The sequence below is a fragment of the Rhodococcus sp. IEGM 27 genome (genome assembly GCF_033142305.1).
Lineage (GTDB): Bacteria > Actinomycetota > Actinomycetes > Mycobacteriales > Mycobacteriaceae > Rhodococcus_F > Rhodococcus_F oxybenzonivorans.
On sequence record NZ_JAWLSG010000016.1, the window covers coordinates 19,129 to 31,551 of the forward strand.

The 12,423-nt window shown below is 66.2% G+C and carries 12 protein-coding genes; 8 read left to right on the top strand and 4 right to left on the bottom strand.

Annotated features, from left to right (window positions below; translation table 11 throughout):
* The first annotated feature begins 86 nt into the window (after positions 1 to 86).
* On the top strand, positions 87 to 962 hold the full coding sequence (locus R4P95_RS30585) for a DUF6542 domain-containing protein (protein WP_213576970.1): 876 nt from the start codon (positions 87 to 89) through the stop codon (positions 960 to 962).
* Between the two features lie 21 nt (positions 963 to 983).
* Here the strand turns inward: R4P95_RS30585 and R4P95_RS30590 are convergent, their stop codons facing one another.
* Positions 984 to 1,991 carry a 4-hydroxy-3-methylbut-2-enyl diphosphate reductase gene (locus R4P95_RS30590; protein WP_109332216.1) on the bottom strand — a complete coding sequence of 336 codons (1,008 nt, stop codon included), beginning with the start codon at positions 1,989 to 1,991 and terminating at the stop codon, positions 984 to 986.
* A 142-nt stretch (positions 1,992 to 2,133) separates the two neighbouring features.
* Between R4P95_RS30590 and R4P95_RS30595 the strand changes: the two genes are divergently transcribed.
* The 3 genes from R4P95_RS30595 to R4P95_RS30605 are packed head-to-tail and all read left to right on the top strand — an operon-like array spanning position 2,134 to position 4,238.
* Complete coding sequence (locus R4P95_RS30595) at positions 2,134 to 2,754, top strand: lipid droplet-associated protein (protein WP_213576969.1); 621 nt, start codon at positions 2,134 to 2,136, stop codon at positions 2,752 to 2,754.
* Positions 2,751 to 4,007, top strand: coding sequence for an exodeoxyribonuclease VII large subunit (gene xseA / locus R4P95_RS30600; protein ID WP_317747640.1), 1,257 nt, complete (start codon positions 2,751 to 2,753; stop codon positions 4,005 to 4,007). The genes R4P95_RS30595 and xseA overlap by 4 nt, the downstream gene beginning before the upstream one ends.
* A 3-nt stretch (positions 4,008 to 4,010) precedes the next feature.
* Positions 4,011 to 4,238 (top strand): exodeoxyribonuclease VII small subunit, encoded by a 228-nt coding sequence (locus R4P95_RS30605; protein WP_213576967.1) that lies wholly within the window; start codon positions 4,011 to 4,013, stop codon positions 4,236 to 4,238.
* Between the two features lie 14 nt (positions 4,239 to 4,252).
* Here the strand turns inward: R4P95_RS30605 and R4P95_RS30610 are convergent, their stop codons facing one another.
* On the bottom strand, positions 4,253 to 4,822 hold the full coding sequence (locus R4P95_RS30610; RefSeq protein ID WP_317747639.1) for a DUF4245 domain-containing protein: 570 nt from the start codon (positions 4,820 to 4,822) through the stop codon (positions 4,253 to 4,255).
* A 192-nt stretch (positions 4,823 to 5,014) separates the two neighbouring features.
* Between R4P95_RS30610 and glpX the strand changes: the two genes are divergently transcribed.
* The gene (gene glpX, locus R4P95_RS30615) at positions 5,015 to 6,055 is read left to right on the top strand and encodes a class II fructose-bisphosphatase (protein ID WP_109332220.1); all 1,041 of its coding nucleotides are present in this window, start codon (positions 5,015 to 5,017) and stop codon (positions 6,053 to 6,055) included.
* Between the two features lie 92 nt (positions 6,056 to 6,147).
* A complete protein-coding gene (locus R4P95_RS30620) occupies positions 6,148 to 7,551 on the top strand; it encodes a class II fumarate hydratase (protein WP_317747638.1) in 1,404 nt (467 codons plus the stop codon).
* Between the two features lie 64 nt (positions 7,552 to 7,615).
* Here the strand turns inward: R4P95_RS30620 and R4P95_RS30625 are convergent, their stop codons facing one another.
* Positions 7,616 to 8,473 carry an acyl-ACP desaturase gene (locus R4P95_RS30625; RefSeq protein WP_213576963.1) on the bottom strand — a complete coding sequence of 286 codons (858 nt, stop codon included), beginning with the start codon at positions 8,471 to 8,473 and terminating at the stop codon, positions 7,616 to 7,618.
* A gap of 166 nt (positions 8,474 to 8,639) precedes the next feature.
* On the opposite strand from R4P95_RS30625, the gene R4P95_RS30630 reads away from it, so the two are divergent.
* Together R4P95_RS30630 and R4P95_RS30635 are read left to right on the top strand one after the other, a co-directional pair.
* Positions 8,640 to 10,244 (top strand): serine hydrolase, encoded by a 1,605-nt coding sequence (locus tag R4P95_RS30630; RefSeq protein WP_317747637.1) that lies wholly within the window; start codon positions 8,640 to 8,642, stop codon positions 10,242 to 10,244.
* A 23-nt stretch (positions 10,245 to 10,267) separates the two neighbouring features.
* The gene (locus R4P95_RS30635; protein WP_317747636.1) at positions 10,268 to 10,699 is read left to right on the top strand and encodes a limonene-1,2-epoxide hydrolase family protein; all 432 of its coding nucleotides are present in this window, start codon (positions 10,268 to 10,270) and stop codon (positions 10,697 to 10,699) included.
* A gap of 91 nt (positions 10,700 to 10,790) precedes the next feature.
* On the opposite strand, the gene R4P95_RS30640 is transcribed toward R4P95_RS30635, so the two are convergent.
* A complete protein-coding gene (locus R4P95_RS30640; protein WP_317747635.1) occupies positions 10,791 to 12,158 on the bottom strand; it encodes a PhoH family protein in 1,368 nt (455 codons plus the stop codon).
* Positions 12,159 to 12,423 lie beyond the last annotated feature (265 nt).

The window sequence follows — 12,423 nt, forward strand, 5'->3', positions numbered from 1 at the left end:
AGGAACGGCACAATTACCGTGCGAGTCCGGTCTCCGACCGGTCACGCCAACGGCGATAGTCGACATGTTGCCGCTACTGTCGTTGTGTGTCTGCAACCCAACGTGCTCGCTCCGGGGTGCCGCTCGATCGGCAGTCGATTGTCGTGTCGGTTCCCGGTCTTCCCTGGTGGGGTGTCATTCTCCTGGCCGTCGGAGTCACCTGTCTCGGGTTCGTGGCCGATGCGGCGGGCGGGAGCGAACTCACCGCGGCGTTCTCGACGTTCTATTTCCTCGGCTGCGTCCTCGCCGTGGTGGCTGCCGGCAACAGCGCTCTCTTCACCGCCATCGTGCAGCCGCCGCTGATTCTGTTCGTCGGCGTACCGCTGGGCCAGAGCCTGATCGCGGAAGAGAACAGCACAGCACTGCGGGATCTCGCCATCAACGTCGCGTACCCGCTGGTGAACCGGTTCCCGATCATGCTGGCCGCCACAGTCGTCGTCCTGGTGATCGGCGGGCTGCGGCTCTTCCTGCTGCAGCAGCGTCGAACCGGGCCCGCCCGTACGTCGGAACGGCGCCGCACGCCTCGTTCGGTACGCGAGGGCACGCGCACACGTCGAACTTCAGCGGATGCCGACGAGTCGGCCACGAGGCTGCGGCCGAGGCGTTCCGCCCGGGAGCACCCTCGCTCCTCGGCGCGGCGGGCCGACAGCCCGCCTCCGCGTCGGTCGGCGTCTTCGGGACGCCCCACTCCCCCACCGCCGGTATCCGACAGGATCTCGCAGGCACCCCGCTCTACCCAGGTACCGCGCAGCGCACAGCCGTCCCGGTCCACAGAAGCCCCGCGATCGGCACAGACACCGCGATCGACTCCGCAGCGGCCGACGGCCCGCTACCGTTCCACCGACGTGCCTGCTCACCCGATCCCTCAGGTGCGCTACCGGGACCGCTACGAACCACCGTTCGAGACCGAGCAGCCCCGCTGACCCCGGGCGGTCGGCACGGTGTCAGTGCCGGGCGGCGCGAAGCTCCCGGGGGAGCGCGAAGACGAGGGTCTCGTTGGCAGTCGTGACCGGCTGGACGTCGTGGAACCCGTGTTCGGCCAGTAGGTCGATCACACCGCGCACGAGAATTTCCGGCACCGAGGCGCCTGAAGTGATGCCGACCGTGCGAACACCGTCGAGCCACGCCGGATCCACCTCGCGGGCGAAGTCGACGAGGTACGACGCTTTCGCGCCGGCTCCGAGGGCCACCTCGACGAGACGCACCGAGTTGGACGAGTTGCGGGAGCCCACCACGATCACCAGATCGCACTCGGGCGCCATCGCCTTGACCGCCACCTGACGGTTCTGGGTGGCGTAGCAGATGTCGTCGCTGGGGGGATCCTGCAGGTGGGGGAACTTCTCCCGCAGCCGCGCCACGGTCTGCATGGTCTCGTCGACGCTCAGCGTGGTCTGCGACAGCCAGATGACCTTCGACTCGTCGCGGACCGAGACGGCATCCACCGACTCGGGTCCGTCGACCAGTTGCACATGGTCGGGGGCTTCGCCGGCAGTGCCTTCCACTTCCTCGTGGCCCTCGTGGCCGATGAGGAGAATGTCGTAGTCGTCGCGGGCAAACCGTTTCGCTTCCTGGTGCACCTTGGTGACCAGTGGACACGTCGCATCGATGGTGCGGAGATTGCGGGCTGCGGCCGACTCGTGCACGGCCGGCGACACACCGTGCGCAGAGAATACGAGCAACGCACCCTCGGGCACCTCGTCGGTTTCGTCGACGAAGATCACGCCGCGCTCGGTGAGTGTTTCCACCACGTGGCGGTTGTGGACGATTTCTTTGCGGACGTAGATCGGGGCGCCGTGCTTTTCCAGCGCCTTCTCGACCGTCTCGACAGCGCGGTCGACGCCGGCGCAGTACCCGCGGGGTTCAGCGAGCAGCACTCGCTTCTCACCGCTCGCATGCACTCCCGAATCTGCCGAACGTGTGATACCCACATTGAGTGGAACAGCCGAAGACATGGTTCCAGCGTACGGGTCACCCCCCGGCTAGGACACTTTCGCCGGGCCTCGGGAGGGGTACTGTGCGCGTCATCGAGTCGAGTCGTCCACGCTGTGGGCACGTCGGCTACCCAAACGTGCCGATGTCAGGCAGGCTGTGAGCATGATTCGTCCCCCGTTCGTGGCGCGCGTCGCCGCTGGAATCGCCGTGACGGCCGTCGAAGAAGCCAGGAGGCTGCCCACGACGGCGGTCACTCTGCCGATGACTGCGGTCAGCCAGGTGCTGCAGACCACGATGCGTGTCCAGCAGACCATGACGGCGCTGGCCATCAAGGGTGACCAGGCTTTTGCCCTCATCCACTGGACGCACGACGAAGAGCAGCCGTCCTGGGCGGTGTTCGACGAGGACACCGACGGAGAACCCGACATCGAGGACGCGCCGGACGATCGTCCCGCCGGGCCCGGCCGCTTCGCGCTGTACTCCCTCAGCCCTCAGGGTGACGACCTCGACGAGAAGTCCACCGCGGCCGCCGGCCTGAAGGCCTCGAGTACCAACGGTGTGGCGAAGACCACGACCCCGAAGCCCGCCTCCGCAGTCGCCGAACCCGAGATCGCCGCCTACCTCGACTATTCGTCGCTGACCCTTGCCCAGTTGCGGGCCCGCCTGCGCTCGCTGTCCGTCGAGGACCTGACAGCGCTGCTGGACTACGAGACGGCGACCCTTGCCAGGGCACCCTTCCTGACCATGCTGACCAATCGCATCACCACCGCCAAGGCCAAGTGACTTCCGCACAGTCCCGCGCAGCCAGTACAGCACCGAGTACCGCCGACAAACCGTGGCCGGTTCGCACCGTCTCGGCCAAGGTCGCACAGTGGATCGACCGGCTCGGGAGTGTGTGGGTCGAGGGTCAGATCACCCAGATCAATGCCCGTCCCGGTACCCGGACGGCGTTTCTCGTGCTGCGCGATCCGTCCGTCGACATGTCCCTCTCCGTGACGTGCTCACCTCAGCTGCTGCAGAACTCCCCTGTCCCCCTCACCGAGGGCAGTCGGGTGGTGATGTTCGGGAAGTTGTCGTTCTACACCGGCCGCGGATCGGTGTCGCTGCGAGTGACCGAGATCCGCGCGGTCGGAATCGGCGAACTCCTCGCGCGGATAGAGAGGCTGCGCGCGCTTCTGGCCGCGGAGGGCCTGTTCGACCCCCGGCTCAAGCGCCCGCTGCCCTTCCTTCCCGGGACCGTCGGCCTGATCACCGGCCGAGCAAGTGCCGCCGAGCACGATGTCCTCAGCGTGGCGCAGCGCCGCTGGCCGGCCGTCCGGTTCGAGATTCGTAACACCCCGGTGCAGGGCGTCACCGCAGTGCCGCAGATTCTCGACGCGTTGAAGGAACTCGACGCCGATCCGCACGTGGATGTGATCATTCTGGCCCGCGGCGGCGGAAGCGTGGAGGACCTGCTGCCGTTCTCCGACGAGGCCCTCTGCCGGGCGATCGTCGCGTGCACAACCCCGATCGTCAGTGCCATCGGACACGAGCCCGACGGCCCGCTCAGCGATCACGTCGCCGATCTGCGCGCCGCTACCCCCACCGACGCCGCCAAACGGGTGGTCCCGGACGCTGTCGCCGAGCAGGCGCTGGTCAGCGAGCTGCGCTCACGCAGTGCGGCGGCGCTGCGGAACTGGGTACAGCGCGAATCCCACCTGATCTCCCAGCTGCGAAGCCGGCCGGTGCTCGCCGATCCGGTGCGCGCTCTCGACGAGCGGGGCGACGAGGTCGAGCGACTGCGCGAGGCGGGCCGCCGCGACGTCACCCGGGCAATCGCCGCGGAGAGCACCACGATCGAGCACCTGCGGGCACGGTTGACCACCCTCGGACCCGCGGCCACGCTCGCCCGCGGCTATTCCGTCGTTCAGCGGATCGTGCCCGACGGCGATCCCGAGGTATTGCGTTCGGTCGACGACGCCCCGCCGGGCACCCAGATTCGCGTTCGAGTCGCCGACGGCGCAATCCGTGCCGCGGTGATGGGAAAGGACAAGTAGGACATGAGCAACACCGGGAACGACACCGACATCGCGGAGCTCGGTTACGAGGCGGCGCGTGACGAACTCGTCGACGTGGTCAAGGTGCTCGAACAAGGCGGCCTCGACCTCGACGCGTCACTCGCCCTGTGGGAGCGCGGGGAGGCTCTCGCGAAGCGGTGCGAGGAGCACCTCGCGGGAGCCCGCAAACGCGTCGAGACCGCGCTCGCGCACGTCGACGACGAGAGCTGACGAATCGGCTGCGATCAAGCCGGGAGGATCGGGGCTTCGGCCGCGGCCGTGGTGAGCTGCTCGAACGCCTCTTCGGAGGCGCTGCCCGTCACGAGGAGCCGGACGTCGCCGAAGTCGGAGACCCAGATCGATTCGACTCCCTCACCGCCGTACACGATCCACGTGTGACCTGCGATGTCTTCTGTACCGGTGGCCGTCCGCGGTCCACCGGCCACGAAGGGCACCAGCACAGTTTCGAGCGCGTTGCTCTGCGTCAGCTGGATGTACCGACCGGCCGGCGTGATGAAGCCGACGGTGCTGGAGTCGCCGCCGCCGTCACCACTGACGATGCTGCGGCTCCCCGAGTTGGGTGTCCAGCCCTCGGGCGTCTCCGGTTGACGAACCGGGAACGGAAGGTCGTTCGCGTCGTACTTCAGCGCAGCGTCGATGTCGAAGCTGGGAATCGGCCCGGTCGTGGGACCGCCGGGGCTGAACGTGCACTGGCTGGCGATACCGGCGATCAGCACGCAGAACAGGACAAGGGGTACGAGCGACCACACCATGTCGCGGTTGTTGTGCAGGATGCGCGGTTTATCGGATGCCACGCACACCAGTATCCAGGGTCGGCCCCCGAACGACGATTCTCGGTCCCCCGATATGTCGCCCCAGCAACGCACGTCACACAACTTTCTGGGAGAATCAGCCCTGAGATTCACTCGACAGTCGGCGGCCGACAGGCCGACCGGCACAGCGTCGACGTACAACGTCGACCGGAACTGCATCAGGAGGCACTGCCCATGACGGCCAGCACCACATCGAGACGCCGCGAGGCCCCGGACCGAAACCTTGCTCTCGAATTGGTCCGAGTCACCGAGGCTGGTGCAATGGCTGCCGGTCGCTGGGTCGGCCGTGGCGACAAGGAGGGTGGCGACGGCGCCGCCGTCGACGCCATGCGCCAGCTCGTGAGCTCGGTCTCGATGCGCGGTGTCGTAGTCATCGGCGAGGGCGAGAAGGACGAAGCCCCGATGCTGTTCAACGGCGAAGAGGTCGGCAACGGCGACGGCCCCGACTGCGACTTCGCGGTCGACCCGGTCGACGGAACCACCCTGATGGCCAAGGGAATGCCCAATGCGATCGCTGTCCTCGCAGTCGCCGAGCGCGGCGCGATGTTCGACCCGTCCGCCGTGTTCTACATGGAGAAGATCGCCGTCGGTCCCGACGCCGCCGATGTCATTGACATCACCGCGCCCGTCGCCGAGAACATCAAGCGTGTCGCGAAGGTCCGCAAGGCGTCTACCTCCGACGTGACGGTCTGTATCCTCGACCGTCCGCGGCACGCCGGGCTCATCCAGGAAGTCCGGGACACCGGCGCCCGGATCCGTCTCATCTCCGACGGCGACGTCGCGGGTGCGATCGCCGCCGCGCGTCCGGAGTCGGGCACCGACATCTTGATCGGCACCGGTGGCACCCCCGAGGGCATCATCGCCGCCGCCGCCATGCGCTGTATGGGTGGTTCGCTGCAGGGCCGGCTTGCCCCGACCGACGACGCCGAGCGTCAGAAGGCCATCGACGCCGGTCACGACCTCGACCGCGTGCTGACCACCGAAGACCTGGTGTCCGGCGAGAACGTCTTCTTCTGCGCGACCGGTGTCACCGACGGTGACCTGCTGCGTGGTGTCCGCTACTACGGTGGCGGCGCGTCCACCCAGTCCATCGTGATGCGATCCAAGTCGGGAACGGTCCGCATGATCGACGCGTACCACCGCCTCGAGAAGCTTCGTGAGTACTCGTCCGTCGACTTCGACGGTGAGGACGGGGCGGTTCCGCCGTCCTTCTGAGCGCCTTCGCCGCCCGTGCGCCTTTCTGGTAGCTCCTAGCAACCACAACGGCGCACGGGCGCGCAGCGTCCGGAAGTGGCAATGTTTGATTCATGACGGAGAGCAACGAGCAGCAGTACCGGATCGAACACGACACCATGGGTGAGGTGCGGGTCCCCGTGGACGCGCTGTGGCGCGCACAGACGCAGCGCGCCGTCGAGAACTTCCCGATCAGTGGTCGAGGTCTCGAACGCACCCAGATTCGCGCCATGGGCCTTCTGAAGGCAGCGTGCGCGCAGGTCAACAAAGACCTCGGGCTCCTCGATGCCGAGAAGGCCGACGCGATCATCGCAGCGGCAGGTGAGATCGCCGAAGGCAAACACGACGACCAGTTCCCCATCGACGTCTTTCAGACGGGCTCCGGAACCAGCTCCAACATGAACGCCAACGAGGTGATCGCCTCGATCGCCGCCGCAGCGGGTGTCGTCGTCCACCCCAATGACGACGTCAACATGTCGCAGTCGTCGAACGACACCTTCCCCACCGCCACTCATGTTGCCGCGACCGAGGCGGCGGTGAAGAACCTGATCCCGGCCCTCGACCACCTCCGGTTGGCCCTTCTCGACAAGTCCACCGAGTGGAAGACGGTCGTGAAGTCGGGGCGCACCCATCTCATGGATGCGGTCCCGGTGACGCTGGGTCAGGAGTTCGGGGGCTACGCCCGGCAGATGGAAGCCGGCATGGAACGCATCGTGGCGTGTCTCCCACGGCTCGGCGAACTGCCCATCGGCGGCACCGCGGTCGGCACCGGCCTGAACGCCCCGGACGGTTTCGGCCCCAAAGTGGTGGCCGAACTGGTCAAGGCGACGGGCATCGACGCGCTCACGCCGGCGAAGAACAGTTTTGAGGCGCAGGCGGCGCGAGACGGTCTCGTCGAGGCGTCCGGGGCGATGCGCACCATCGCGGTATCCCTCACCAAGATCGCCAACGACATCCGGTGGATGGGTTCGGGTCCGCTCACCGGATTGGGCGAGATTCGGCTTCCCGACCTGCAGCCCGGCAGTTCGATCATGCCCGGCAAGGTCAATCCGGTACTCCCCGAGGCCGCCACCCAGGTGGCTGCGCAGGTAGTCGGCAACGATGCCGCCGTCGCCTGGGGTGGGGCTGCGGGCGCATTCGAGTTGAACGTCTACATTCCGATGATGGCCCGGAACGTTCTCGAATCGTTCACCCTTCTTGCCAACGTCACGCGGCTGTTCGCCGACCGGTGTGTCGCGGGCCTGGTAGCTAATACCGATCACCTCAGGACCCTCGCCGAGTCTTCGCCGTCCATCGTCACGCCCCTGAACTCGGCGATCGGATACGAGGAGGCGGCCGCCGTTGCCAAGCAGGCCTTGAAGGAGAAGAAGACGATCCGAGAGACCGTCGTCGACCGCGGTTTGATCGGTGACAAACTCAGCGAGGAGGAGCTGGACAAGCGTCTCGACGTGCTCGCCATGGCGAAGGTCCAGGACTGACCTCCAGCCAGGCATGACGGTGGCCCGCACTCCTCGGAGTGCGGGCCACCTTCGTTACCGTTCCCTACAGCAGTGCGGACAGTTCCTCGCGGGCCTTCTCGCCCTCGGTCCCGAGGTCGGAACGGCCGGCGATGTTCCACGCCGCGAGAAGCGGTGCGAACACCTTCTCGCGCTGGAGTGCGGGATCGTAGATGCCGGCTTCGGCGAGCACCGCAGTGCTGTTCTTCCCGCCGGGCAACTCCACGCTCGGCACGTCGAATGCGTCGATCCGCGAGGCGATGGCGCGCACCATCTGTTCGGGCGCCACTGCGAACGCGGCTTCGACGACGTTGCGGTAGAACACCGACTGCAGTTCGTCGTCGGCGGCCAGCCGCGTTTCGATCGACGCCACCAGCGGGTCCTCGGCGAGGGCGGCGGTGTTGTGGTGCCGGACGGCCGCGGCCTTCTCTTCGAATGCCGAGTTGGCGAGCATCTCGAGCAGGTGCATCGGCGGCATGGCGTATCCACGCACCATCTCGTCCATCCGAGCGCGCTCGAGTGCGACAGGATCGACCGCGCGGGTCACCATCAGATAGTTCCGGAGCACGATGGAGTGCCGGTTCTCCTCTGCGGTCCAGCGCCCGACCCAACGCCACCACGGGCCCACCATGGCCAGGTGCTTGGCGATCTCCCGGTGGTACGCGGGCACGTTGTCGGCGACGAGAACGCCCACGGTGAGCGCAAGTGCCTCCACCTCGCTCAGGGTGGACTGATCGGCCGACCAGTCCGTGCCACCCATGAATGCGAAGTTCTTACCCTGGTCCCACGGGACCAGGTCGTGCGGCAGCCAGCCGTCGGCCTCGGCGATGTGACGAGCGAGATTCTCCTCGACCACAGGAGACAGTTCGGTGAGAAGGTGCTTGTCCGTGAATTCAGTCGGCATTCGCATACCGTAGCGTCCGCGTGCTCGCGCAGGAATCTCGCGCACGCGGTCACCGGCTCGCCCAGCCCGGACCCGAGCCCGGATCGGCGGAAAAGCCCCAGGTCACCGAGCTTCGTGGTTACGCTGAGAGTTCCCGATTTTCGCCGGCCCGAGCAGAGGACCTCCAATGCGCAGACGTGGGAACTCGATGACACTGTTCTTCGCTGTCCTGCTGGCCGGGTCGCTCGTCACGGGATGCACCGACAATGAGCCGTCCACCGACACCGCCAGTTCTCCCGCGTCGACAACCGCCCCAGACAAGCCGGCCAATCCCGCAACCGTCTCCGGCGTCGACATACCCGACGGCCGAGTCGACGACGCGGTCGGACGCCTGGACGACCTGGTGAAGAATCTCATCGACAGCACACACGTGCCCGGAATGGCGGTCGCGGTGGTGCACGGCGGGCGAACCGTCTATGCGAAGGGATTCGGCGTACGCGAAGAGGGCACCGACGAGATGGTGGACGCCGACACCGTCTTCCAACTGGCATCGCTATCGAAGTCGGTAGGGTCCACGGTGGTCGCGCACGAGGTGGGAACCGGCGTGGTCGGCTGGGACACGACCGTGGTTTCGAAGCTTCCGGGTTTTGCGCTCGCAGACCCTTGGGTCACCGAGCATGTCACGGTCGGCGATCTGTACTCGCACCGCTCTGGTTTGCCGGATCACGCCGGTGACGGACTCGAGGATCTCGGCAACAACCAGCAGCAGGTACTCGACAAGCTACGGCTCGAGCCGCTCAATCCGTTCCGTATCACGTATGAATACACCAACTTCGGGGTCACCGCGGCCGCCGAAGCGGTGGCCGCGGCATCCGGAACGGATTGGGCGACGCTGTCCGAACGGGCGATCTACCAACCACTCGGGATGGACTCGACCAGTTCCCGGTTCGCCGACTTCCAGGCGCGGAGTAACCGTGCCATCGGCCATCAGCTCGTCGACGGCAAGTACGTCGCCGACGCCGTCCGCGACCCCGACGCTCAGTCACCGGCCGGCGGCGTCAGCTCGTCCGTGAACGACATGAGCAAGTGGCTCACCATGCTCCTGGGCGACGGCATGTTCGAGGGCAAGGAAATCGTCGACTCGAAAGCCCTGCTCCCCGCGGTCAGTCCGCAGATCGTGTCGAGCCCCCCGAGCTCACTCGACGCCCGGCCAGGGTTCTACGGATACGGGTTCAACGTGTCGACCACTTCTGCCGGCCGGGTCTCCCTCAGCCACTCGGGTGCCTTCCAACTCGGGGCTGCCACCAACTTCGTGGCGATCCCCTCGGCCGACGTCGCGATCGTCGCCCTGACCAACGGCTCCCCCACCGGAATTCCCGAAACCCTGACAGCAGAATTCGCCGATCTCGTCCAGTACGGCGAGATCCGCGAAGAGTGGAGAGATCTGTATTACCAGGCCATCTCCCCGATGCTCGACCCCGAGGGCAGTCTCGTCGGCAAGGACGCGCCCACCAACCCCGCTCCCGCACAGCCACTTCCCACGTATACGGGAACGTACAATAATGCCTACTGGGGTCCGGCCGTCGTCAGCGAGAAAGACGGTCAACTCACCCTGCAACTCGGACCCGCGGGGCAGACCTTCCCACTCGAGCATTGGGACGGAAGTATTTTCACGTTCAGGCCCAGCGGCGAGAACGCCCCGCCCGGCACGGTGTCGGAGGCAACGTTCGCGGGTAACAGTCTGATTCTGGAGTACTACAACACAGATGGTCAGGGAACGTTCGTTCGCTGAACTCACTTCGAGCAGGAAGTACCATGGAACCCACTTCACAGTCTATCGATACGGTTTCGCCGTCCGGCACCGCCAATATTCGCGTGGTTCGCGAATTCCTCGATGCCCTCGTTGCCGGCGACCCGGATACCGCCCGCCAGTATCTGCACCCGGACATCGTGTGGCACAACGTTTCTCTGCCCAAGATTCGCGGGATCGAGTCGGTGATGCGGATTCTGGGGGGCATGAGCAGGCCCGGTGTCGGATTCGATGTCCGGTTGCACCACATCGCCGACGAGGGAACAGCAGTGCTCACCGAACGCACCGACATCCTCATCTGGAATCGGCTGCGCAGCGAATTCTGGGTGTGCGGCACCTTCGAGATCGAGGACGGCAAAATCCTCGTCTGGCGCGACTACTTCAGCAACCGGGCATTCCTGTGGGGCACGCTGAAGGGACTGGTTCGAATGTTCTGATCCGGCCCGAAGGCGTCCGCCCAATGTCCCATTCGGTCCAGTTCTTCTGTTCCGATGTGACATTGGGCGGAGCTCGAGCTTCAGCCAGGAGCTACGGCGTGGGCCCGAATTCCTCCAGCATCTCCGTCACGAGTGCGGCGATCGGCGAACGCTCACTGCGAGTCAGCGTGATGTGGGCGAACAACGGGTGGCCCTTCAGCTTCTCGATCACCGCCGCGACACCGTCATGGCGCCCGACCCGCAGGTTGTCGCGTTGAGCCACGTCGTGCGTCAGCACCACGCGCGATCCTGTTCCCAGCCGGGACAGCACCGTGAGCAGAACGTTGCGCTCGAGGGACTGCGCCTCGTCGACGATCACAAACGAATCGTGCAGTGACCGCCCCCGAATATGGGTGAGGGGAAGAACTTCCAGCATCCCGCGACTGATAACTTCTTCCATCACCTCGGGGCTCGCCAGGCCGTCCAGGGTGTCGAACACGGCCTGGGCCCACGGGCCCATCTTCTCACTCTCACTGCCCGGCAGGTACCCGAGTTCCTGACCGCCCACCGCGTACAACGGCCGGAATACCACGACCTTCCGCTGAGTCCGACGCTCGAGCACCGCTTCGAGTCCCGCGGTCAACGCCAGCGCCGACTTGCCGGTGCCGGCCTTGCCGCCCAGCGACACGATGCCCACGCTGTCGTCCATGAGAAGGTCGAGGGCAATGCGCTGCTCGGCCGAGCGTCCGTGCAAGCCGAACGCTTCCCGTTCGCCTCGCACCAACTGCACCCGCTTGTCGGCGTTCACCCTGCCGAGGGCGCTCGACGAACCACCCAGAAGCCGAATTCCCGTGTGACACGGCAGCTCCCGTGCCTCTTCCAGGTCGACGACACCCTCGGAGAAGAGTTCGTCGATCGACGACGACGCCACGTCGAGCTCCGCCATACCCGTCCAGCCGGAGGGGACGACATCGTGAGCGTGGTACTCGTCGGCGGGTAAGCCCACCGCGCCTGCCTTGACGCGGAGCGGGATGTCCTTGCTGACCAGGACGACGTCGCTGCCCTCGGCTTCGAAACTCAGGGCACAGGCGAGGATGCGGGAATCGTTACTGTCCGTGCGGAATCCGACCGGAAGCACTGACGGGTCGGTGTGGTTGAGCTCGACCTGCAGGGTGCCACCTTCCGTGCCGATCGGCACGGGCTGGTCGAGACGGCCGTACTCCAGGCGAAGGTCGTCGAGCATACGCAGCGATTCGCGTGCGAACCATCCCAGCTCATGATGGTGCCGTTTCCCCTCGAGTTCACTGATGACGACGAGAGGAAGCACGACACGGTGCTCGCCGAACCTGGCGACGGCCCAGGGGTCGGACAGCAATACGGAGGTGTCCAATACGAACGTACGAACTCCCGAAGCCGAGTTCTTGCCGGAGGCTGCGGACGTACGTCCTGATCGGGCTGAGACGGAGCGTGATGCAGTCACGTGAGGCTCCTAGGTCTGCGCGGCACCCACGCAAACTCGGTTCGCTGGACCGGTCCGTCCCTGGTGTGTCAAACCACACGAGGGCCGGGCGCCGGCCCCCTCGTACTGAATGTTCCAGTCACGATCAGGACCTCCCGTACAAGCAACTTCCCCGCTGCCTGTTACTTCCGACGGTACTGCCAAACACGCCGGACGGCCGTGCGAGCGGCGGGCGTGTCGGTGAACATCGGGTTACGCGGAGAAGGCGCCTGCGGCGCCCGTGAGT

What these genes read in the sequence shown, in the direction of transcription:
- R4P95_RS30590 (WP_109332216.1), bottom strand. Translation starts at nt 1,991, where the DNA reads ATGTCTTCGGCTGTTCCACTCAATGTGGGTATCACACGTTCGGCAGAT.
- R4P95_RS30595 (WP_213576969.1), top strand. Translation starts at nt 2,134, where the DNA reads ATGATTCGTCCCCCGTTCGTGGCGCGCGTCGCCGCTGGAATCGCCGTG.
- R4P95_RS30605 (WP_213576967.1), top strand. Translation starts at nt 4,011, where the DNA reads ATGAGCAACACCGGGAACGACACCGACATCGCGGAGCTCGGTTACGAG.
- glpX (WP_109332220.1), top strand. Translation starts at nt 5,015, where the DNA reads ATGACGGCCAGCACCACATCGAGACGCCGCGAGGCCCCGGACCGAAAC.
- R4P95_RS30620 (WP_317747638.1), top strand. Translation starts at nt 6,148, where the DNA reads ATGACGGAGAGCAACGAGCAGCAGTACCGGATCGAACACGACACCATG.
- R4P95_RS30625 (WP_213576963.1), bottom strand. Translation starts at nt 8,473, where the DNA reads ATGCCGACTGAATTCACGGACAAGCACCTTCTCACCGAACTGTCTCCT.
- R4P95_RS30630 (WP_317747637.1), top strand. Translation starts at nt 8,640, where the DNA reads ATGCGCAGACGTGGGAACTCGATGACACTGTTCTTCGCTGTCCTGCTG.
- R4P95_RS30635 (WP_317747636.1), top strand. Translation starts at nt 10,268, where the DNA reads ATGGAACCCACTTCACAGTCTATCGATACGGTTTCGCCGTCCGGCACC.